This is a genomic window from Streptomyces coeruleorubidus, assembly GCF_028885415.1.
Taxonomy (GTDB): Bacteria; Actinomycetota; Actinomycetes; order Streptomycetales; family Streptomycetaceae; genus Streptomyces; species Streptomyces coeruleorubidus_A.
Window position 1 is genome coordinate 4,975,116 of record NZ_CP118527.1, and the last position, 21,866, is coordinate 4,996,981.

Consider the following 21,866-nt stretch of genomic DNA (forward strand, 5'->3'; position numbering starts at 1 on the left):
CGTCCATCACAGGCTGTGGAGAACCGTTTGTCCACAGCCTCGGGGCACCCGTAGCCAAATTGTGCCGGCGACCGAACAATCGGTAGGTGAGGCGCATCACAGCCGACGCGCCTGCACGAAGCCGCTCCTACGAGGAGGTGCCGTCATGACGGTCATGGAGCAGCGGGGCGCGTACCGGCCGACCCCGCCGCCCGCCTGGCAGCCCCGCACGGACCCCGCGCCGCTGCTGCCCGACGCTGAGCCGTACCGCGTCCTCGGTACCGAGGCGGCCGCGAAGGCCGACCCGGAGCTGCTGCGGACGCTGTACGCCCAGCTGGTCCGCGGTCGCCGCTACAACGCGCAGGCCACCGCGCTCACCAAACAGGGCCGCCTCGCCGTCTACCCCTCCACCACCGGCCAGGAGGCCTGCGAGATCGCCGCCGCGCTCGTGCTGAAGGAGCAGGACTGGCTCTTCCCCAGCTACCGCGACACGCTCGCCGTCGTGGCCCGCGGCGTGGACCCCGTCGAGGCGCTCACGCTGCTGCGCGGCGACTGGCACACCGGCTACGACCCGTACGAACACCGGGTCGCCCCCCTGTGCACCCCGCTCGCCACCCAGCTGCCGCACGCCGTGGGCCTCGCGCACGCCGCCCGCCTCAAGGGCGACGACGTGGTCGCGCTGGCCATGGTCGGCGACGGCGGCACCAGCGAGGGCGACTTCCACGAGGCGCTGAACTTCGCCGCCGTCTGGCAGGCCCCCGTCGTCTTCCTGGTGCAGAACAACGGCTTCGCGATCTCCGTCCCGCTCGCCAAGCAGACCGCGGCCCCGTCGCTGGCCCACAAGGCCGTCGGCTACGGCATGCCCGGCCGCCTGGTCGACGGCAACGACGCCGCCGCCGTGCACGAGGTGCTGAGCGACGCCGTACGGCACGCGCGCGCGGGCGGCGGACCCACCCTCGTCGAGGCGATCACCTACCGCGTCGACGCCCACACCAACGCCGACGACGCGACCCGCTACCGCGGCGACGCCGAGGTCGAGACCTGGCGCGAGCACGACCCGATCCAGCTGCTGGAGCGGGAGCTGACCGCGCGCGGCCTGCTCGACGAGGCCGGGAAGCAGGCCGCACGGGACGCCGCCGAGGCGATGGCCGCCGACCTGCGCGCGCACATGAACAAGGACCCGGCGCTCGACCCCATGGACCTGTTCGCCCACGTCTACGCCGAGCCCACCACCCAACTGCGCGACCAGCGGGAGCAGTTGCGGGCCGAGCTGGAGGCCGCGGCCGAGACCGCACCGGAAGGGGGCACGCACCGATGACCACCGTCGCCGTCAAGCCGGCCACCATGGCGCAGGCCCTCACGCGCGCGCTGCGCGACGCCATGGCCGCCGACCCCGCCGTGCACGTCATGGGCGAGGACGTCGGCACCCTCGGCGGTGTCTTCCGCGTCACCGACGGACTCGCCAAGGAGTTCGGCGAGGACCGCTGCACGGACACCCCGCTCGCGGAGGCGGGGATTCTCGGCACGGCGGTGGGCATGGCCATGTACGGCCTGCGCCCGGTCGTGGAGATGCAGTTCGACGCGTTCGCCTACCCGGCGTTCGAACAGCTCATCTCGCACGTGTCCCGCATGCGCAACCGCACCCGCGGCAGGATGCCGCTCCCGATCACCATCCGCGTGCCCTACGGCGGCGGCATCGGCGGCGTCGAGCACCACAGCGACTCCTCCGAGGCGTACTACATGGCGACTCCGGGGCTCCATGTCGTCACGCCGGCCACCGTCGCCGACGCCTACGGCCTGCTGCGCGCCGCGATCGCCTCCGACGACCCGGTCGTCTTCCTGGAGCCGAAGCGGCTGTACTGGTCGAAGGACTCCTGGAACCCCGAGGAGCCGGTGCCCGTTGAACCGATCGGCCGCGCGGTGGTGCGGCGCTCGGGCCGGAGCGCCACGCTCATCACGTACGGGCCGTCCGTACCCGTCTGCATGGAGGCGGCCGAGGCGGCCCGGGCCGAGGGCTGGGACCTCGAAGTCGTCGATCTGCGCTCCCTGGTGCCGTTCGACGACGAGACGGTGTGCGCCTCGGTGCGGCGGACGGGACGCGCGGTCGTCGTCCACGAGTCGGGTTCTTTCGGGGGCCCGGGCGGGGAGATCGCGGCCCGGGTCACGGAGCGCTGCTTCCACTACCTGGAGGCGCCGGTGCTGCGGGTGGCCGGGTTCGACGTCCCGTATCCGCCGCCGATGCTGGAGCGCCACCACCTGCCCGGTGTGGACCGGATCCTGGACGCCGTGGGGCGTCTGCAGTGGGAGGCCGAGAGCTGATGGCACAGGTGCTGGAATTCAAGCTGCCGGACCTCGGTGAGGGGCTCACCGAGGCGGAGATCGTGCGCTGGCTGGTCGAGGTCGGCGACGTGGTCTCCATCGACCAGCCGGTCGTCGAGGTCGAGACGGCCAAGGCGATGGTCGAGGTGCCCTGCCCCTACGGCGGTGTGGTCACGGCCCGCTTCGGCGAGGAGGGCACGGAACTGCCCGTCGGGGCGCCGCTGATCACGGTGGCGGTGGGTGAGCGGCCGGCGGCCGGTGCCGGGGACACCGAGGCCGCCGGTGCCGAGGGTTCCGGCAACGTCCTGGTCGGATACGGCACCTCCGAGGCACCCGCGCGGCGACGCAGGGTGCGGCAGGAGAGGCCGGTGTCCCGTGCGTCCGCGCCAGGCTCCCGGGAGGTGAACGGGCAGGGCGCTGTCCCGGCGGCGCTGAACGGGCAGGCCGGTGTCCCCGAGACCGAGGACGGCCCGGTTCCCGTGATCTCGCCCCTGGTCCGCAGGCTGGCCCGGCAGAACGGCCTCGACCTGCGGGAGCTGACCGGGTCCGGCCCCGACGGGCTGATCCTGCGGGCGGATGTCGAATACGCCCTGCGTGCCGCTGCCCGATCGGGTGCGGCGGCGCCCACGGCGGAGCCTCACACACCCGTGCCGCAGCCGACGAGCACGGCCACCGCACCGCGGCCCACCGCGACAGCGGCTCACGCCGGGGCCCGTATCCCGCTCAAGGGCGTCCGGGGCGCCGTCGCCGACAAGCTGGCGCGCAGCCGCCGCGAGATCCCGGACGCGACCTGCTGGGTGGACGCCGACGCCACGGAGCTGATGCGGGCACGCACGGCCATGAACGCGGCCGGCGGCCCGAAGATCTCCCTCCTGGCCCTGCTGGCCCGGATCTGCACGGCGGCCCTCGCCCGTTTCCCCGAGCTCAACTCCACCGTGGACGCCGAGGCCAGGGAGGTCGTCCGGTTCGACCACGTGCACCTGGGCTTCGCCGCGCAGACCGACCGGGGGCTCGTCGTCCCGGTCGTCCGGGACGCGCACGCGCGCGACGCCGAGTCGCTGACCGCTGAGTTCGCCCGGCTGACCGAGGCGGGCCGGACCGGGACGCTGACGCCCGCGGAACTCACCGGCGGGACCTTCACGTTGAACAACTACGGAGTCTTCGGCGTCGACGGCTCCACACCGATCATCAACCACCCCGAGGCGGCCATGCTCGGCGTCGGCCGCATCGTCCCCAAGCCCTGGGTGCACGAGGGCGAGCTGGCGGTGCGGCAGGTCGTCCAGCTCTCGCTCACCTTCGACCACCGGGTGTGCGACGGCGGCACGGCGGGCGGCTTCCTGCGCTACGTGGCCGACTGCGTGGAACAACCGGCGGTGCTGCTGCGGACGCTGTGATTCCTGTTCGGCCCGCGAGCTGTTGCCCGTGATCGTGTCCGTTCCCCCGCGTTCCTTGTGATCGCGGGGGCACGCATACTCGGGGTGTGACCGCCTACGAGCTCCCGGGTGAACCCGGCACCGGTTCCGGCCCCGCGCGGCGGCCGGATTCCGTCGCGTACGACGCCGTCGTGCTCGCCGGGGGTGCCGCCCGCCGGCTCGGCGGCGCGGACAAACCCGGTGTGCGGGTGGGCGGCCGGGCCCTGCTCGACCGCGTGCTCGCCGCCTGCGCGGGCGCCCGCGGCACCGTCGTCGTCGCCGCGCCCCGGCCGACGGCACGGCCCGTGACCTGGGCCCACGAGGACCCGCCCGGCGGCGGGCCGGTCGCAGCGCTCGACGCCGGGCTCCGGCACACCACGGCGGAGCACGTCGTGGTGCTCTCCGCCGACCTGCCGTTCCTGGAGGAACGCACCGTCGACCGGCTGCTGAGCACGCTCCGGGCGAGCGGCGCCGCCGGCGTGCTGCTGACCGACCCCGAGGGCCGTGACCAGCCCCTCGTGGCCGCGTACGCCGCGCCGCGGCTGCGCGAGGTGCTCGCCCTCCTCACCGACCGGCACAAGGGTCTCGCCGGTCTCCCGCTGCGGCGCCTCGTCGCCGAGCTGAACCTCACCCGCATCGCCGACCCCGTCGCGTCGTTCGACTGCGACACCTGGGACGACATCGCCACCGCCAGGGCACGCATCAGGGAGCATGGGCACGTGTTGGATGAATGGATTTCCGCCGTCAAGGACGACCTGGGGATCGACCTCGACGTCGACACCCGCCTTCTGCTCGACCTCGCCCGCGACGCCGCCCACGGTGTGGACCGGCCGGCGGCGCCGCTGACCACCTTCCTCGTCGGCTACGCGGCCGCACGGGCGGGCGGCGGCCCGGAGGCGGTCGCCGAGGCCGCCCGAAGGGCCGCGGCTCTCGCCACCCGCTGGGCGGAGGAAAGTACCGCAGAGGACCAATCCTCCGCCGCTCCGCCCCAGCCCGACGTCGCCCCCGACGCGACGCCCGACACCCGCCCGGACGCCGGATGACCCCGCACGGCACCCGCGCCGGCGAGGACGCCGAGGACCTCGACGTCGAGGAGGTGCTCGCCCTCGTGAACAACAGCAACCACCCGCCCGGCCCCGGCGAACGAGGTGGAACGGACAGCCGCAGCGCATCCGGCCGGCCGGACGCCTCCCCCCGGCCCGACGCCCGCCACCACGCCACCCCCTGGCCACAGGCCCGGGTCATCGCCGAACGCGCTGCCCGGAGCATCGCCCGGGCCACCCGCCGCGCCCCGGTCTCGGTGCCGCTGGACGCCGCCCTGGGGCTCACCCTCGCCGCCCCGCTCGACGCCCTCACCGACCTCCCCTCCTTCGACACCTCCGCGATGGACGGCTGGGCGGTCGCCGGGCCCGCCCCCTGGGACGTACGGGACGACGGCGTCCTGGCCGGGCACGCCGCGCACGAGCCCCTGACCGACGGCGAGGCCGTCCGGATCGCCACCGGCGCCCGCATCCCCCCGGACACCACCGCCGTCCTGCGCAGCGAGCACGGCCGCACCGACGACAAGGGCCGCCTGCACGCGACCCGGGAGATCGTGCCCGGCCAGGACATCCGCCCGCGCGGCCAGGAATGCCGCAGCGGCGACCAGTTGCTCCCCGTCGGCGCCCTGGTGACCCCGGCCGTACTCGGTCTCGCCGCAGCGGCCGGATACGACACCGTCACCGCCGTCCCACGCCCTCGTGTCGAAGTCCTCGTCCTCGGCGACGAGTTGCTCACCGAGGGACGGCCGCACGAGGGTCTGATCCGGGACGCGCTCGGCCCGATGCTGCCGCCCTGGCTGAGGGCGCTCGGCGCCGAGGTCACCGCCGTACGACGCGTCGGTGACGACGCCGACGCCCTGCACCGGGCGATCACCACGTCCGACGCCGATGTCGTCGTCACCACCGGCGGCACCGCCGCGGGCCCCGTCGACCACGTCCACCCCATCCTGCGCCGCATCGGTGCCGAGCTCCTCGTGGACGGCGTCAAGGTGCGCCCCGGCCACCCCATGCTGCTGGCGCGCATCGCGGAGACCCAGCACCTCGTCGGCCTGCCGGGCAACCCGCTCGCCGCCGTCTCCGGACTGCTGACGCTCGCCGAGCCGTTGCTGCGGACCCTCGCGGCCCGCCCGGCCCCGGAGCCGTACACGCTGCCGCTCAGGGAGGCCGTGCACGGGCACCCGCACGACACCCGGCTCGTCCCCGTCGTCCTGCGGGGCGACCAGGCCGTGCCGCTGCACTACAACGGTCCGGCCATGCTGCGCGGCATCGCGGCGGCCGACGCGCTGGCCGTCGTACCCCCAGGTGGAGCACGTCCGGGGCAGGAGGCGGAACTGCTCGACCTGCCTTGGGCGTCCGGAGGAATCGGGGTGTGTTTCACGTGAAACTTCCGGGCCAGGACGTGATTGCCCGCCAGGCGGACGAGCATCTGGTGACCCATCGGGTGAAACTCCCGAGGAAAGTGGTGGAGCACCCGATCCGCCAGGTCGCCAAACGGCTCTCCATGGCACTGGTGGTCCTCGTCGCGACCGCGCTGATCGTCTACGCCGACCGCGACGGCTACAACGACAACGCGGGCGGCGGCCTCACCCTCCTCGACGCGTTCTACTACGCGACCGTCACCCTCTCCACCACCGGCTACGGCGACATCACCCCGGCCGGTGACGCCGCCCGGCTCACCAACATCCTCGTCATCACGCCGCTGCGCGTGCTGTTCCTGATCATCCTGGTCGGCACCACGCTCGAAGCCCTCACCGAACGCACCCGGGAGGAGTGGCGACTGAACCGCTGGAGGTCCACGTTGCGCGATCACACCGTCGTCATCGGCTTTGGCACGAAGGGCAGGTCGGCGATCCGGACCGTCTGTGCGACGGGTCTGAAGAAGGATCAGGTCGTCGTGGTCGACCCGAGCTCCAAGGCGATCGACGCCGCGGCCGCCGAGGGCTACGTGGGCATCGTCGGGGACGCGACGCGCAGTGAGGTGCTGAAGCGGGCCGAGGTGCACAAGGCGCGCCAGATCATCATCGCCACGCAGCGCGACGACACGGCGGTCCTGGTGGCGCTGACGGCCCGGCAGCTCAACCGCGGGGCGAAGATCGTGGCCGCCGTGCGGGAGGAGGAGAACGCGCCGCTGCTGAAGCAGTCGGGCGCCGACGCGGTCATCACCAGCGCCAGCGCCGCCGGCCGTCTGCTCGGCCTCTCCGTGCTCAGCCCCTCCGCGGGCATGGTGATGGAGGACCTCATCCAGCAGGGCAGCGGGCTCGACATCGTCGAACGGCCGGTGGTCAAGGCCGAGGTGGGCAAGACCCCGCGGGAGATCACCGACCTGGTGGTGAGCGTCATACGCGGTCACCGGGTGCTCGGCTACGACGATCCGGCCGTCGGGACACTGGAGCTGACCGACCGGCTCATCACGATCGTGCGGGCGACGCCCGGCACACAGGTCGCGCCCGACATGCGACCGATGCCGCCGATGCCTCCGATGTCCCGCAGCTGACCGGCGAGACAGGAGGCCGGCCGCCACGCACGCCCCCGTGCGCGACGGCCGGCGGAGGGCCCCGTGCCCTACTTCCGGTTGTACAGCCGCATCGTGATCGGCCCGAAGACCAGCACGAACAGCCCGGCCCAGCCCAGCGACCAGGCGACCTCGGCGGCAGGCCAGTCGCCGTCCATCAGGCCGCGCACCGCCGACGCCAGATGCGTGATGGGGCTGTTGTTGACGAACGCCTGCAGCCAGCCCGGCATCGTCTTCGGGTCGACGAAGACGTTGGACAGGAAGGTGAGCGGGAAGATCACCATCATGCTGACGCCCATCACCGACTTCTCGGTGCGCAGCATCAGCCCGAACATCGTCCAGATCCACGAGAACGCGAACGAGAACAGCACCAGCAGGGCGATCCCGGCGAGCACACCGCCGATGCCGCCGTCCGGCCGGTAGCCGAGGATGATGCCGACGGTGAGCATCACGACGGATGCGATGGTGTAGCGCAGGGCGTCGCCGAGCAGATAGCCGACCATCGTCGACGGCCGCCAGATCGGCAGGCTGCGGAACCGGTCGAAGACGCCCTTCTCGATGTCCGTGTTGACCGAGACGCCCGTGTACATCGTGATCATCACGACCGACATCACGAGGATGCCCGGCAGCAGGAACTGGATGTACTCCTCCGGCGAGCCGGCCAGCGCCCCGCCGAACAGGTACGTGTACATCAGCACCATCATGATCGGGAACGCCGTGACGTCGAAGAGCTGCTCCGGCACGTGCTTGATCTTGAGGATCGCCCGCCAGCCGAAGGTCATCGAGGCCGACCAGGCGCTGGGCCGGGGCGGACGCTCCTTGGAGATGAGCAGCGCGGCGAGGGATTCGGCGCTGACCGGGGCGAGTTCCTTGCTCTCGGTGGTCGTCGCGGTGCTCATGCCGCCACCTCGTCCTTCGGGTCGTCGAAGTCGCCGGAGCCGTCGGCGTGGCCGGAGTCGTGCGTGTCGTGGCCGGTGAGGGCGAGGAACACCTCGTCCAGGCTGGGCTGGCCCAGTGAGAAGTTGTCGACGGTGATCCCGGCGTGGGCCAGCTCACTCAGCGCCCGGGACGCCTGCTGGGCCGCGCTGTCGTCGCTCGCCGCCGCACCGAGGCGGGCGGTGAGGGCCACCGGGTCGGGTTCCTGCTGCACCTGCGCGTCGAGGGTCCGGCGCAGCAGGTCCGCCGCCAGGGGCCGCTGGTCCGGATCTCGTAGCCGCAGATGGACGGATCCGGCGCCGACGGACGACTTCAGCTCGCCCTTGGTGCCCTCGGCGATCACCCGGCCGCGGTCGATGACGGCGATCCGGGACGCCAGCTGGTCGGCCTCGTCCAGGTACTGCGTGGTCAGCAGCACGGTGGTGCCCTGGGCGACGACGGCCCGCACGATGTCCCAGACCTGGTTGCGGCTGCGCGGGTCGAGGCCGGTGGTCGGCTCGTCGAGGAACAGCAGGTCGGGGGTGTTGAGGATGGACGCGGCGATGTCGATGCGGCGCCGCATGCCGCCCGAGTAGTGCTTGACCTGCTTCCCGGCCGCCTCCGTGAGCCCGAAGGCCTCCAGGAGCTGGGCGGCGCGGTCCCGGGCGGCCTTCTTGTGGTGGCCGAGCAGGCGGCCCAGCAGGACCAGGTTCTCGGTGCCGGTGAGGTCCTCGTCCACCGACGCGTACTGGCCGGTGAGGCTCACCCGGCCGCGCACCTCGTCGGCCTCGCGGACGATGTCGTGGCCGAAGACATGGGCCTCGCCACCGTCCGGCCGGAGCAGTGTGGCGAGCATCTTCACGGTGGTGGTCTTGCCGGCGCCGTTCGGGCCGAGGACGCCGTAGACCGCGCCCGCGGGCACGGACAGGTCCACTCCGTCGACCGCCCTGGTCTCGCCGAACGTTTTCACCAGGCCCGCGGTCTCGATCGCCAGGCCGGACGTCTGCGTGCTCATGTTTCGGGTCCTTCCGAGTACGTGGGCTACGCATGGGCAGACCTTCACCGTCGCGCAAACTCATCGGTCTCGCATACGGGTTTCGGGCAGGACCGGACCGATGACGGAGGGGGAGTCGACCCGGGGGCGGACCGGTCTCCGTCCGGCGACCTAGGAGTACCGTCCCCCTCATGCATGCGATCACGATTCCCGAACCTGGTGGGCCCGAGGCGCTGGTCTGGGACGAGGTCCCGGATCCCGTGCTCGGCGAGGGCGAGGTCCTGGTCGAGGTGACGGCCGGTGCCGTCAACCGGGCCGACATCCTGCAACGGCAGGGCTTCTACGACCCGCCGCCCGGCGCGTCCCCCTACCCCGGCCTGGAGTGCTCCGGGCGGATCGCCGAGATCGGCCCCGGTGTCTCCGGCTGGGAGAGCGGCGACGAGGTGTGCGCGCTGCTGTCCGGCGGCGGCTACGCCGAGAAGGTGGTCGTCCCGGCCGGACAGCTGCTGCCCGTGCCGGAGGGCGTCGGCCTGAAGCAGGCCGCTGCCCTGCCCGAGGTGACCTGCACCGTCTGGTCGAACGTCTTCATGATGGCCCACCTGCGCCCGGGTGAGACGCTGCTCGTGCACGGCGGCTCCAGCGGCATCGGCACCATGGCCATCCAGCTCGCCAAGGCCGTCGGCGCCAGGGTGGCCGTCACGGCCGGCACCAAGGAGAAGCTGGACCGGTGCGCCGAACTGGGCGCCGACATCCTGGTCAACTACCGCGAGCAGGACTTCGTCGACGAGGTCAGGAAGGCCACGGACGGCGCCGGTGCCGACGTCATCCTCGACAACATGGGCGCCAAGTACCTGGAGCGCAACGTCAAGGCCCTTGCCGTCAACGGCCGGCTCGCGATCATCGGCATGCAGGGCGGCGTCAAGGGCGAGCTGAACATCGGCGCCCTGCTCGCCAAGCGCGCCGCCATCACAGCGGCGTCCCTGCGCGCGCGGCCGCTGGAGGAGAAGGCGGCCATCGTCGCGGCCGTGCGGGAACACGTCTGGCCCCTGTTCTCCGGCGGTCACCTGCGCCCGGTCGTCGACCGCGAGCTCCCGATGCCGGACGCGGCCGCCGCCCACCGGGTCGTGGAGGAGAGCGGCCACATCGGCAAGGTACTGCTGATCACCCCGCAGGGCGCCTGAGGCCCCGGCGGACAGGCCTCAGCAGGCGGGCCCTAGACCCGCCCCAGCCGCAGGGCGAAGAAGGCGAGTCCGAGGCCGAGGCCGATCAGGACCAGGCCGCTGCCCAGCGGCAGGATGCGCAGGACCGGCCCGACGGGGCGCTCGGCGCGCGCGGCGGCGGCCTCCCGCTCGGGCTGCTCCGTGGGCGCGGAGGGCTCGGGGGCGGCTTCCCGGGGTTCCTCGGGTACGGCTGTGACCTCACCGGCGCCCCGTTCCCGCTCGGCGTCCTCGGGCCGCCCCGGCCGCTCCCGCCCCTCCCCGGCCCGGCTCCCGGCCCGCGAGGGCTTGCCCGGGGCGGAGGGGGCGGAAGGGGCGGAGGGCGCGGCGAGGGCACCGCCCCCGGGGCCGTCGTCGTATGCCAGGACGTCGTATGCGAGGACGTCGTTCGCGACGACGGAGCCGTACGACTGCACGGAGCCGTACGACTGCACGGAGCCGTACGACTGCACGGAGCCGTACGGCCGGACGGACTGGACAGCTCCGTACGAGACGCCGGCTCCGTACGGTGAGACGACCGCACCCGCCCCCAGGGCGACCACCAGTCCCGTCGCCCGCAGTGCGCGTTGCCATGGAGTCACGTGGGTGACCCCCTCCCGCCGTGCCCGGTAGGGCAATTCCGGCAAGTTCGGTCAGATCGAGGCAATCAGCCTCACACCGCACCACTCGTCCGGCACTCCGGGTTCGGCCGACAGGCGGAATCGCTGCCATGGGCCGGATTCACCCTTTGGTGAGCAACCCGAGGCCTGACCCGCACGTCTCCTCCGACACGGTGGATCAGCCTCCCGTGGGGGCACCACAGAGGGGAGGTGCAGGCGTGCGAGAGAATGGCGGAATGGAGATGCCGAGGAACGAAAGGTCGCCGGAGAACCCGCAGATCCTGGTCGTGGGCCAGGACGGCATGGCGCTCAGCGGCGGCGGTGGAGACGAGGACTCCCGCGAGACTCCGATCACGGAACAGGTGGAGCAGCCCGCGAAGGTCATGCGGATCGGCAGCATGATCAAGCAGCTTCTGGAGGAGGTGCGTGCGGCTCCCCTGGACGAGGCCAGCAGGGTGCGGCTCAAGGAGATCCACGCCAGCTCGGTGAAGGAGCTGGAGGACGGTCTGGCGCCCGAGCTGGTCGAGGAGCTGGAGCGGCTCTCCCTGCCCTTCACGGACGAGGCGACCCCTAGCGACGCGGAGCTGCGCATCGCGCAGGCCCAGCTGGTCGGCTGGCTGGAGGGCCTCTTCCACGGGATCCAGACCACACTGTTCGCCCAGCAGATGGCGGCCCGCGCCCAGCTGGAGCAGATGCGCCGTGCCCTCCCGCCGGGCGTCGGCCATGACGGCCTCGACGAGCAGCACCCGGGCGGCCGTGCGGCCGGCCGTTCGGGCGGGCCGTATCTGTAACGCGTCCGCACCTGTCACGCGTCCGCGTACCGGCCATGCGAAGGGCCCGGCAGCCGAAGCAGCCGGGCCCTTCCGCGCGCGGCGGTCAGCCCGACGGGTTGCCCGTGGAGACGTCGAGCGCGATCTCGGGCATGTCCTGCGGGTCCACGTCGGTACCGGCGGACGGGAACTGGTCCATGACCGTGCCCTCGCCGTAGGTGTTCTCGTCCGTGATGTCGATCGTCTTTTTCCAGCCGGCCGCCTGGAGGCAGGCCTTGACCGAGTCGATGTTCTTGAACTTGAAGTTGGGCATCCGGATCTTCTCGGGGTCGTTGTACGACTCCTGCGGCTCCGTGCACTCCTCGGTGTCGATGGTCTTCGACGTGTCGGGCCCGCGGTAGCCCGGCTTCTTCGTCGCCGAGGCCGACGCACTCGCGCTGCTGCCCCCGCCGCCCTGGTCGTCCTGGCTGCCGCCGTTCATCAGCAGGGCCGCGATCAGGCCGCCGACCGCGACGACGGACACCAAGATCGAGCCGATGATCACCGGCTTGTTGCTCCTGCCGCCGCCCGAGGAACCCGGCGCGGTCTGCGGCGTGAGGTTGTACGGCGGCGGGGTCGACGGACCCGGCTGCGGGGAGTACGCGGCGGTGGCCGGCGTCTGGTAGCCGCCCTGCTGCGGATAGCCGTACGCCGGGGACGGCGCCGCCGGGGCGGGCGTGCCGTACGGGTTCGGGGGCGGGGCCGGCTGGTACGGCGTCTGGACCTGGCCCGAGGGCGCCGGGGTCGCCTGGTCGACCGGCGGGAACACGGCCGAGCCGACGCCCGCGCCGCTCGGGGTGTGCGCGCCAGGAACGATGCTCGGCGGGGCGGGCTGGAAGGACGCCGCCACGCGCAGGCACTCGTCGCGCATGGCCTCGGCGCTGGGGAAGCGCTCGTTCGGGTTCTTCTTCAACGCGCGGGCGATCAGCGCGTCCACGGCCGGGGGCAGCGCCCGGTTGACCGAGGACGGAACCGGCGGCTCCTCCTGCACGTGCGCGTACGCGATGGCCAGCGGCGAGTCCGCGTCGAACGGCAACCGCCCGGTTACCAGTTGGAACAGCATGATGCCGACCGAGTACAGGTCGGAGCGGGCGTCCACACCGCGGCCGAGTGCCTGTTCCGGCGAGAGGTACTGCGGGGTGCCGACGACCATGCCGGTCTGAGTCATCGACGTCACACCGGACTGCATGGCGCGGGCGATGCCGAAGTCCATGACCTTGACCACGCCGCGCTTGGTCATCATCACGTTGCCAGGCTTGATGTCGCGGTGGACCAGCCCCATCTCGTGGCTGATCTCCAGCGCGGCGAGCACGTCCGCGGTGATCTTCAGGGCCTTGTCGGCGGGCATCGCGCCCTGCTGCCGCACGTCCTCGTCGAGCACGGAGCCGAGCGGGCGGCCCTCGACGTACTCCATGACGATGTACGGCGTCGTCATGGAGTCGAGGGTGTCCTCGCCGGTGTCGAAGACCGAGACGATGTTGGTGTGCGTGAGCTTGGCCACGGCCTGGGCCTCGCGGCGGAACCGCTCGCGGAAGGCCTGTTCCCGACCGAGATCGGTGTGAAGTGTCTTGATCGCGACCTGTCGGTCGAGCACGCTGTCGTACGCGAGGTGCACCGAGGCCATGCCGCCCTGGCCGAGCAGATCACGCAGCTGATAGCGGCCATTGGCGAGCGCCTGCCCCGTGTACTGGCCCTGTGCGCCGTCCTGGCTCATGTTCCGTTCCCCCGTAGCCTTTGAGGCGCCGCCGACTACCGCTGATCCGTCACTGATCCGCGGTGCTCCGCGTTGATCCAAACCGCCATTCCCGGCCAAGTCTGCCCCAGGGCACTGACACGTCAAGCTCGGTGCCCGTTCCGTGACCGTACGCGAAAGAAGCGTCGCGGAAGCGTTACAGGGGGCGTACGGCCGGTGCACAGAATTTGCACGACTGTACGGAGTGAAGGTTTCATGGCGCCTCCGTCCCGTGCCGGTCCTGGCACCCGTCTCGGACCGGCGGCTTGCGCGGAGGCTGTAGCGTGGCCGACGGAGACCGTAACAACACCGCGCGCACCGCGGGCAGAAACGACGGCGAGGACTGATGGCACAGCAGCAGCGCGCTCAGGGCCCGTCCGACCCCGAGGCGACTGGCGGCGGCATGTCGGACGCGCCGGAGTCCTGGGGTAACGGCGGGCTGGTCGGGGACGGCCGGTACCGGCTGACCCACAGACTCGGCCGGGGCGGCATGGCCGAGGTGTTCGCTGCCGAGGACGTCCGCCTCGGGCGCACCGTAGCCGTCAAGCTGCTCCGTTCCGACCTCGCCGAGGACCCGGTGTCCAAGGCGCGCTTCACCCGCGAGGCCCAGTCGGTCGCCGGCCTCAACCACCACGCGATCGTCGCCGTGTACGACTCCGGCGAGGACGTCGTCGGCGGCCAGTCCGTGCCCTACATCGTCATGGAGCTGGTCGAGGGCCGCACGATCCGCGACCTGCTGCTGAACGCCGAGGCGCCGGGCCCCGAGCAGGCCCTGATCATCGTCTCGGGCGTCCTGGAGGCGCTCGCCTATTCGCACCAGCACGGCATCGTGCACCGCGACATCAAGCCGGCCAACGTCATCATCACGCACAACGGCGCCGTGAAGGTGATGGACTTCGGCATCGCCCGCGCCCTGCACGGCGCGCAGTCCACGATGACGCAGACCGGCATGGTCATGGGCACCCCCCAGTACCTGTCCCCCGAGCAGGCGCTCGGCAAGGCCGTCGACCACCGCTCCGACCTGTACGCCACGGGCTGTCTGCTCTACGAACTCCTCTCGCTGCGCCCGCCGTTCACCGGCGAGACCCCGCTGTCGGTGGTCTACCAGCACGTCCAGGACATCCCGACGCCTCCCTCCGAGGCCTCCGACGCCTGCCCGCCCGAACTCGACGGCCTGGTCATGCGCTCCCTCGCCAAGGAGCCGGACGACCGTTTCCAGACAGCCGAGGAGATGCGCGGGCTGGTCCAGTACGCGCTCCAGATGCTCTACGACCAGGGCGGCCACACCGGCACCTGGAACACCGGCCCGGTCGACGTGCACGAGGGCCGGCACACCCCGTCGGGCGGCTTCGCCGGCACGGCCGTGATGGGCCACCCCGGGGACCCCTCCGGCACCGCGCAGATCCCGTCGCCGATCCTGCCCGCGGGCTACGGAGGCGGGGACGACGGCGGCTTCGAGGGTCACGGCAACAAGGGCGGCGGCCGCGGCAAGCTGTGGATCCTCGCCGTGCTCGCGGTGATCGCCGTCGCGGCGGGTGTCGCCCTGGCGCTGCAGAACGACGGCGGCGGCACGAAGGGGCCCGGCACCACGCAGTCGCCGACCACCTCGCAGACGGCCGAGAAGAAGACGCCCAGCGAGACGCCGAGCGACGAGGTGACCGACGAGCCGACCGACACGTCCACGGACGACGGCAGCGGCACGAGCTCCGGAGGCGGCGGGTACACACCGTCGTACACGCCGTCCTACACGCCGTCGCAGAGCGCTCCCGAGACGCCCACCGGCCAGCCGACGGGCCAGCCGACCACCCAGGAGCCGACCGGCGAGCCCACGGACCCGGAGCCCTCGGACCCGCAGACGCCGCCGGACAACACGGGCGGCACCGGCACGGGCGGCGCGACCGGTGTCGTCGGAGGCGCGGGCGGCGAGGGCGGCTGACCCGAGGCCGGCCCCTGACCGCACGGCCGGAACAAAACGGATGATCCACGCGCGCGTGGCCCGAAACGGGGCCCACGCGCGCGTGGCGTTTCGCCGCGCCGGAAAGTGGACTCTTCCCGTGACCTGGGTCACCGGGTTAACGTGCGGTTGCCCCGGCCTCCTGCAAGGCTGTGACCAGGGCCCCTTCCACACCTTCCCGATTTACTTGGATATCCAAGCAAAATCGCAGGTCAAAGGGGGTTTCACAGAAATGTGATGCACTGGGTAACGTGCCTTTTGCAGGGCGCTCGCCGGGGCACCTGTCACGCCTGTTCCCGGTCGAGTGGCACCCACCCCGTGCCCGGTGGTCGGAACAGGTGAGCCGCACTGGCCTACCGGCAACCCCGGGGGCCGGACCGACGGAGGAGCACACGTGACCGTGGAGAGCACTGCCGCGCGCACACCGCGACGCAGCGCCGGAAGCAAGGCCGGCACCACCGGCACCAAGCGCACCACCCGCACGACCGCCAAGAAGGACGCCGGCACCGAGCCCCAGCTCGTGCAGCTTCTGACGCCCGAAGGCAAGCGCGTGAAGAACGCCGAGTACGACAAGTACGTCGCCGGTGTCACCCCGGAAGAGCTCCGCGGCCTGTACCGCGACATGGTGCTCACCCGCCGCTTCGACGCCGAGGCGACCTCCCTGCAGCGCCAGGGCGAGCTGGGCCTGTGGGCCTCGCTGCTCGGCCAGGAGGCCGCCCAGATCGGCTCCGGCCGGGCCCTGCGCGACGACGACTACGTCTTCCCCACCTACCGCGAGCACGGTGTCGCCTGGTGCCGCGGCGTGAATCCGACCAACCTGCTCGGCATGTTCCGCGGCGTGAACAACGGCGGCTGGGACCCGAACGGCAACAACTTCCAGCTCTACACGATCGTCATCGGCTCCCAGACGCTGCACGCCACCGGCTACGCCATGGGCATCGCCAAGGACGGCGCGGACAGCGCGGTGATCGCCTACTTCGGGGACGGCGCCTCCAGCCAGGGCGACGTGGCCGAATCGTTCACCTTCTCCGCGGTCTACAACGCCCCCGTCGTGTTCTTCTGCCAGAACAACCAGTGGGCCATCTCCGAGCCGACCGAGAAGCAGTCCCGCGTCCCGATCTACCAGCGCGCGCAGGGCTTCGGCTTCCCGGGCGTCCGGGTGGACGGCAACGACGTGCTCGGCTGCCTCGCGGTCACCCGGTGGGCCCTGGAGCGGGCCCGCTCCGGCGAGGGCCCGACCCTCGTCGAGGCGTTCACCTACCGCATGGGCGCCCACACCACCTCCGACGACCCGACCCGCTACCGGGGCGACGAGGAGCGCCAGGCCTGGGAGGCCAAGGACCCGATCCTGCGCCTTCGCCGCTATCTGGAGGCATCGAACCACGCGGACGAGGGATTCTTCGCGGAACTGGAGGCCGAGTCCGAGGCGTTGGGCAAACGAGTGCGCGAGGCGGTCCGTGCCATGCCGGACCCGGACCACTTCGCCATCTTCGAGAACGTCTACGCGGACGGACACGCGCTCGTCGACGAGGAGCGCGCCCAGTTCGCCGCGTACCAGGCGTCGTTCGCCGACGAGGGGGGCAATTGACATGGCCGACAAGATGGCTCTGGCCAAGGCGATCAACGAGTCGCTGCGCCGCGCCCTGGACTCCGACCCCAAGGTCCTGATCATGGGCGAGGACGTCGGCAAGCTCGGCGGTGTCTTCCGCGTGACGGACGGCCTGCAGAAGGACTTCGGCGAGAACCGCGTCATCGACACCCCGCTGGCCGAGTCGGGCATCGTGGGCACGGCGATCGGCCTGGCCCTGCGCGGCTACCGCCCGGTAGTGGAGATCCAGTTCGACGGCTTCGTCTTCCCGGCCTACGACCAGATCGTCACGCAGCTCGCCAAGATGCACGCCCGCTCGCTGGGCAAGGTCAAGCTCCCGGTCGTCGTCCGCATCCCCTACGGCGGCGGCATCGGCGCGGTGGAGCACCACTCGGAGTCCCCCGAGGCGCTGTTCGCGCACGTGGCGGGCCTGAAGATCGTCAGCCCCTCGAACGCGTCGGACGCGTACTGGATGATGCAGCAGGCCATCCAGAGCGACGACCCGGTGATCTTCTTCGAGCCCAAGCGCCGCTACTGGGACAAGGGCGAGGTCAACACGGAGGCGATCCCGGGTCCGCTGCACAAGGCGGCCGTCGTGCGCGCCGGCACGGACCTGACCCTCGCCGCCTACGGCCCGATGGTGAAGCTCTGCCAGGAGGTCGCCGACGCGGCCGCCGAGGAAGGCAGGAACCTGGAGGTCCTCGACCTGCGCTCGGTCTCCCCGCTCGACTTCGACTCGATCCAGGCGTCGGTGGAGAAGACGCGCCGCCTGGTCGTCGTCCACGAGGCACCGGTGTTCTTCGGCTCGGGCGCGGAGATCGCCGCGCGGATCACGGAGCGCTGCTTCTACCACCTGGAGGCCCCGGTGCTCCGGGTCGGCGGCTACCACGCGCCGTACCCGCCGGCCCGCCTGGAGGAGGAGTACCTGCCGAACCTGGACCGGGTGCTGGATGCCGTCGACCGCTCGCTGGCGTACTGAGGAGAGGGTCGTGACGACGATGACGGAAGCGTCCGTACGCGAGTTCAAGATGCCCGACGTGGGCGAGGGACTCACCGAGGCGGAGATCCTCAAGTGGTTCGTCCAGCCCGGCGACACGGTCACGGACGGCCAGGTGGTGTGCGAGGTCGAGACGGCGAAGGCGGCCGTCGAGCTGCCCATCCCGTACGACGGCGTGGTCCGGGAGCTGCACTTCCCCGAGGGCACCACGGTCGACGTGGGCACGGCGATCATCGCCGTGGACGTGAGCGGAGGGAGCGCGCCCGCGCCCGCCGCCGAGCAGCCCGCGGCGCCCCGGACGGCGGACGAGCCGAAGGCGGAGGGCTCCGGCCGCCAGCCGGTGCTCGTCGGCTACGGGGTGGCGACGTCCTCCACTCGCCGCCGCCCCCGCAAGGGCCCGGAGGTCCCGGTCCAGCAGGCCTCGACAGCGATCCAGACGGAGCTGAACGGCCACGGGGCGGCGCCCTCGGCCACCCCCGCCGTCAAGGAACGCCCCCTCGCCAAGCCCCCGGTCCGCAAGCTGGCCAAGGATCTGGGCGTCGATCTGACGACGGTCGTCCCGACCGGTCCGGACGGCATCATCACCCGCGAGGACGTGCACGCGGCGGTGGCCCGGCCCGAGGCACCGCAGCCGGAGGCCCCCGTGGCCGCCGCCCCGGTACCCGCGCCGGCAGCGGTGTCGTACGACACCACCCGCGAGACCCGTATCCCGGTCAAGGGCGTCCGCAAGGCGACGGCGGCGGCGATGGTCGGCTCGGCGTTCACCGCGCCGCATGTCACCGAGTTCGTCACCGTCGACGTGACACGCACGATGAAGCTGGTCGAGGAGCTGAAGGAGGACAAGGAGTTCGCGGGCCTGCGCGTGAACCCCCTCCTGCTGATCGCCAAGGCGCTGCTCGTCGCGATCAAGCGGAACCCGGACATCAACGCGTCCTGGGACGAGGCCGCCCAGGAGATCGTGGTCAAGCACTACGTGAACCTGGGCATCGCGGCCGCGACCCCGCGTGGCCTGATCGTGCCGAACATCAAGGACGCCCACGCCAAGACGCTGCCGCAGCTGGCCGAGTCGCTGGGCGAGCTGGTGTCGACGGCCAGGGACGGCAAGACGTCCCCGGCGGCCATGCAGGGCGGCACGGTGACGATCACCAACGTCGGCGTCTTCGGTGTCGACACGGGCACGCCGATCCTCAACCCCGGCGAGTCCGCGATCCTCGCGGTCGGTGCGATCAAGCTCCAGCCGTGGGTCCACAAGGGCAAGGTGAAGCCCCGCCAGGTCACCACCCTGGCCCTGTCGTTCGACCACCGGCTGGTCGACGGCGAGCTGGGCTCGAAGGTCCTGGCGGACGTGGCGGCGATCCTGGAGCAGCCGAAGCGTCTGATCACCTGGGCGTGAACCGACCGCGGCGGCCCCCTGCCCACGGGCGGGGGGCCGCCGCGGCTGTCCGGAGGGTTAACCAGCGGTGCGCCGAAGAGCACAAGAAGCTCCTCGGACCCGCCCAAGTACCCCACAGTAAGCGGTTTAACCGGACATACGATCAACCTTCATGCGCGACCCCATGGTGCTCAGGGCCCAGAGATTCGTGAACTCCGTCTACGGCAGCCGTATCGGTACGAAGGTGGAGGAAACCGGCGAGGCCGACTGGGCGACGATGTACGCCCTGACCCGTGCCCTCCAGTACGAGCTGGGCATCACGACACTGTCCGACAACTTCGGCCCCACCACACTCTCCACGCTGACCGCCAAGTACCCCGAGCTGAACGCGGACAGCGTCCCCTCCCCCGACTTCTGCCGCATCATCCAGTCCGGCCTGTACTGCAAGGGCTACGACGGCGGCGACCTGGACGGCACGTACGGCGAGCGGGTCCGGGCGGCCGTCACGCAGCTCAAGACCGACATGGGCCTCGAACATGCCTTCCCCGGCGCCGATCTGACGCCGAAGGTGTTCAAGGCGCTGCTGACGATGGACTCGTACGTCCTCGGCACCTTGGGCACCCAGCAGGTCCGCGAGGTGCAGCGCTGGCTCAACGGGCGCTACCTGAACCGGCAGGACTTCTTCGTCGTCGCCTGCGACGGACGCGTGTCCCGGGACCTGGCCCGGGCGCTGGTCTTCGGCGTGCAGTACGAGCTCGGCATGGCCGACGGCACCGCCAACGGCAACTTCGGGCCGGGCACCCAGTCGGCCCTGAAGTCGCACCCCGTGCGGCAGAGCGACAAGGGCGTCTACGTCCAGCTGTTCTCCGCCGGGATGGTCGTGAACCGGCGGCCCGTCGCCCTCACCGACACCTTCGACTCCTACCTCGCCGCGGCGGTCCGGGCCTTCCAGAGCTTCGTCGCTCTCCCGGCCACGGGCGAGGGCGACTTCCCCACCTTCGCCTCCCTCCTGGCGTCCTACGGCGACCAGTCGCGTCAGGGCAAGGCCTGCGACACCATCGCCAAGGTCACCCCGGCGCGCGCGGCGTCGCTCAAGGCCGCCGGGATCACCTACGTCGGCCGCTATCTCACCAACCCGAGCGCCACCTCCCTGCCGGAGAAGGCAATCCAGCCGGGCGAGTTGCAGGTCTTCGCCCAGCACGGCCTGCGCTGCTTCCCGATCTATCAGACCGTCAACAACGACGCCTCGGACTTCGACTACGTCGCCGGTCGCACAGCCGGGTACGCGGCGGTCAACGCCGCCCTCGACCACGGCTTCAGGAGGGGGACCCGGATCTTCTTCGCCGTCGACTTCGACGCGATCGACGCCGAGATCACCGCGAACGTCCTGCCCCACTTCAAGGGCATCAAGGAGGCGATGGCGGACTCCGGTCACCCGTACGAGATCGGTGTCTACGGCTCGCGCAACGTCTGCGCGCAGGTCGGCGCGGCCGGCTGGTCGACGGCGAGCTTCGTGGCCGACATGTCCCCGGGCTTCGAGGGCAACGCCGGGCGCCCGCTGCCGAAGGACTGGGCCTACGACCAGTTCGTCATCCGCACCCTCGGCTCGGGCGACGGGCAGCTGGAGGTCGACGTCGACATCGCCTCGGGCCGTGACACCGGGCAGGGCTCGTTCAACCGGCCGCGGCCCGCCGTGCCGGACGTCGCCCTCGACGCACGCCAGGTGCCGGCGCTGCGGGCCGACCTCGCGCGCTACATGCGGTCGATCGGACGCCCGGACCTGGGCGGCGTGGGCAGCGGTGCCGGGCTCTACACCAACGCCCAGGCAGTCGAGGCGATCCAGGACCAGGACGGACTGATCACCGAGCTGTCGCACACGTACAAGATGCGCAAGGCGCTGATCCAGACGGCCGTCTACTGGGCCATGCGCGACTACAGCCTCGCCGACCAGGCCACCGACCAGCAGGTCGCCGACCACCACCTCACGGGCTCCGGCTCCGTCAGGGACTCGCACACCGGCATCGGGCAGATCAGCGGCTTCGACGCCATCCAGGCCTGGAACCACTGCATCGGCTGGGGTCTCACCACCGGCGACCGCCGCGACCCGGCCAAGGACGCCGACCTCTGGTCCGTGTGGCAGCAGATGAGCAAGGACAACGCGTTCAGCGTGCGCACCGCGGCCCTGGTCCACCTGTGGGGGACACGGGGCAGGCCCGGCGGCCAGTTGCCCCCCGGCGACCGCGTCACCACCCCGCGGGCCATGCGCCTGGACCTCGCCGAGTTCGAGATCACCGAGCTGCTGCGCCGCTACCGGGCCTGGGACCCCGACGTGGAGGCGCAGACGCACCAGAGCCTGGCCGTCTACCAGATCTTCGAGAAGTACAACAGCATCGCCCGCAACGCGTGAATCGCTGGAATGAGAGCCCG

Annotated in this window: 17 protein-coding genes; 13 read left to right on the forward strand and 4 right to left on the reverse strand. The window is 71.7% G+C overall.

The window, feature by feature from the left end; translation table 11 throughout:
* Nucleotides 1–145 precede the first annotated feature (145 nt).
* The 6 genes from pdhA (PV963_RS23155) (at nt 146) to PV963_RS23180 (ending at nt 7,244) form a co-directional block, all read left to right on the forward strand.
* Complete coding sequence (gene pdhA, locus PV963_RS23155; protein ID WP_274817660.1) at nt 146–1,297, forward strand: pyruvate dehydrogenase (acetyl-transferring) E1 component subunit alpha; 1,152 nt, start codon at nt 146–148, stop codon at nt 1,295–1,297.
* The gene (locus PV963_RS23160; RefSeq protein ID WP_274817661.1) at nt 1,294–2,298 is read left to right on the forward strand and encodes an alpha-ketoacid dehydrogenase subunit beta; all 1,005 of its coding nucleotides are present in this window, start codon (nt 1,294–1,296) and stop codon (nt 2,296–2,298) included. The genes pdhA (PV963_RS23155) and PV963_RS23160 overlap by 4 nt, the downstream gene beginning before the upstream one ends.
* On the forward strand, nt 2,298–3,692 hold the full coding sequence (locus PV963_RS23165) for a dihydrolipoamide acetyltransferase family protein (RefSeq protein ID WP_274817662.1): 1,395 nt from the start codon (nt 2,298–2,300) through the stop codon (nt 3,690–3,692). The genes PV963_RS23160 and PV963_RS23165 overlap by 1 nt, the downstream gene beginning before the upstream one ends.
* An 86-nt stretch (nt 3,693–3,778) precedes the next feature.
* Nucleotides 3,779–4,753 carry an NTP transferase domain-containing protein gene (locus tag PV963_RS23170; protein ID WP_274817663.1) on the forward strand — a complete coding sequence of 325 codons (975 nt, stop codon included), beginning with the start codon at nt 3,779–3,781 and terminating at the stop codon, nt 4,751–4,753.
* Nucleotides 4,750–6,132 carry a molybdopterin molybdotransferase MoeA gene (locus tag PV963_RS23175; RefSeq protein WP_274817664.1) on the forward strand — a complete coding sequence of 461 codons (1,383 nt, stop codon included), beginning with the start codon at nt 4,750–4,752 and terminating at the stop codon, nt 6,130–6,132. Before PV963_RS23170 ends, PV963_RS23175 begins: the two co-directional genes overlap by 4 nt.
* Nucleotides 6,129–7,244: a potassium channel family protein gene (locus PV963_RS23180; protein WP_274817665.1), complete on the forward strand. Its 1,116-nt coding sequence runs from the start codon at nt 6,129–6,131 to the stop codon at nt 7,242–7,244. The genes PV963_RS23175 and PV963_RS23180 overlap by 4 nt, the downstream gene beginning before the upstream one ends.
* Before the next feature lie 68 nt (nt 7,245–7,312).
* Here PV963_RS23180 and PV963_RS23185 read toward each other — a convergent pair whose 3' ends face one another.
* Together PV963_RS23185 and PV963_RS23190 are read right to left on the reverse strand one after the other, a co-directional pair.
* Nucleotides 7,313–8,161, reverse strand: a complete 849-nt coding sequence (locus PV963_RS23185; RefSeq protein WP_274817666.1) for an ABC transporter permease — start codon at nt 8,159–8,161, stop codon at nt 7,313–7,315.
* Nucleotides 8,158–9,192, reverse strand: a complete 1,035-nt coding sequence (locus tag PV963_RS23190) for an ATP-binding cassette domain-containing protein (RefSeq protein ID WP_274817667.1) — start codon at nt 9,190–9,192, stop codon at nt 8,158–8,160. Before PV963_RS23190 ends, PV963_RS23185 begins: the two co-directional genes overlap by 4 nt.
* Nucleotides 9,193–9,362: 170 nt before the next feature.
* Between PV963_RS23190 and PV963_RS23195 the strand changes: the two genes are divergently transcribed.
* Nucleotides 9,363–10,352: an NAD(P)H-quinone oxidoreductase gene (locus PV963_RS23195; RefSeq protein ID WP_274817668.1), complete on the forward strand. Its 990-nt coding sequence runs from the start codon at nt 9,363–9,365 to the stop codon at nt 10,350–10,352.
* A 32-nt stretch (nt 10,353–10,384) separates the two neighbouring features.
* On the opposite strand, the gene PV963_RS23200 is transcribed toward PV963_RS23195, so the two are convergent.
* Complete coding sequence (locus tag PV963_RS23200) at nt 10,385–10,969, reverse strand: hypothetical protein (protein WP_274817669.1); 585 nt, start codon at nt 10,967–10,969, stop codon at nt 10,385–10,387.
* A gap of 254 nt (nt 10,970–11,223) precedes the next feature.
* Between PV963_RS23200 and PV963_RS23205 the strand changes: the two genes are divergently transcribed.
* Complete coding sequence (locus PV963_RS23205; RefSeq protein ID WP_274817670.1) at nt 11,224–11,778, forward strand: bacterial proteasome activator family protein; 555 nt, start codon at nt 11,224–11,226, stop codon at nt 11,776–11,778.
* Nucleotides 11,779–11,863: 85 nt separating this feature from the next.
* On the opposite strand, the gene PV963_RS23210 is transcribed toward PV963_RS23205, so the two are convergent.
* Entirely contained in the window at nt 11,864–13,510 is a 1,647-nt protein-coding gene (locus tag PV963_RS23210; protein WP_274817671.1) for a protein kinase domain-containing protein, read from the reverse strand.
* A gap of 364 nt (nt 13,511–13,874) precedes the next feature.
* On the opposite strand from PV963_RS23210, the gene PV963_RS23215 reads away from it, so the two are divergent.
* The 5 genes from PV963_RS23215 (at nt 13,875) to PV963_RS23235 (ending at nt 21,846) form a co-directional block, all read left to right on the forward strand.
* Entirely contained in the window at nt 13,875–15,464 is a 1,590-nt protein-coding gene (locus PV963_RS23215; protein WP_274817672.1) for a protein kinase domain-containing protein, read from the forward strand.
* Nucleotides 15,465–15,876: 412 nt separating this feature from the next.
* Nucleotides 15,877–17,070 (forward strand): pyruvate dehydrogenase (acetyl-transferring) E1 component subunit alpha, encoded by a 1,194-nt coding sequence (pdhA, locus tag PV963_RS23220; protein ID WP_274817673.1) that lies wholly within the window; start codon nt 15,877–15,879, stop codon nt 17,068–17,070.
* Nucleotide 17,071: 1 nt separating this feature from the next.
* On the forward strand, nt 17,072–18,049 hold the full coding sequence (locus tag PV963_RS23225) for an alpha-ketoacid dehydrogenase subunit beta (protein WP_274817674.1): 978 nt from the start codon (nt 17,072–17,074) through the stop codon (nt 18,047–18,049).
* Nucleotides 18,050–18,059: 10 nt separating this feature from the next.
* A complete protein-coding gene (locus PV963_RS23230; protein WP_274817675.1) occupies nt 18,060–19,460 on the forward strand; it encodes a dihydrolipoamide acetyltransferase family protein in 1,401 nt (466 codons plus the stop codon).
* A gap of 151 nt (nt 19,461–19,611) precedes the next feature.
* Nucleotides 19,612–21,846 carry a glycoside hydrolase domain-containing protein gene (locus PV963_RS23235; protein WP_274817676.1) on the forward strand — a complete coding sequence of 745 codons (2,235 nt, stop codon included), beginning with the start codon at nt 19,612–19,614 and terminating at the stop codon, nt 21,844–21,846.
* Nucleotides 21,847–21,866: the final 20 nt, after the last annotated feature.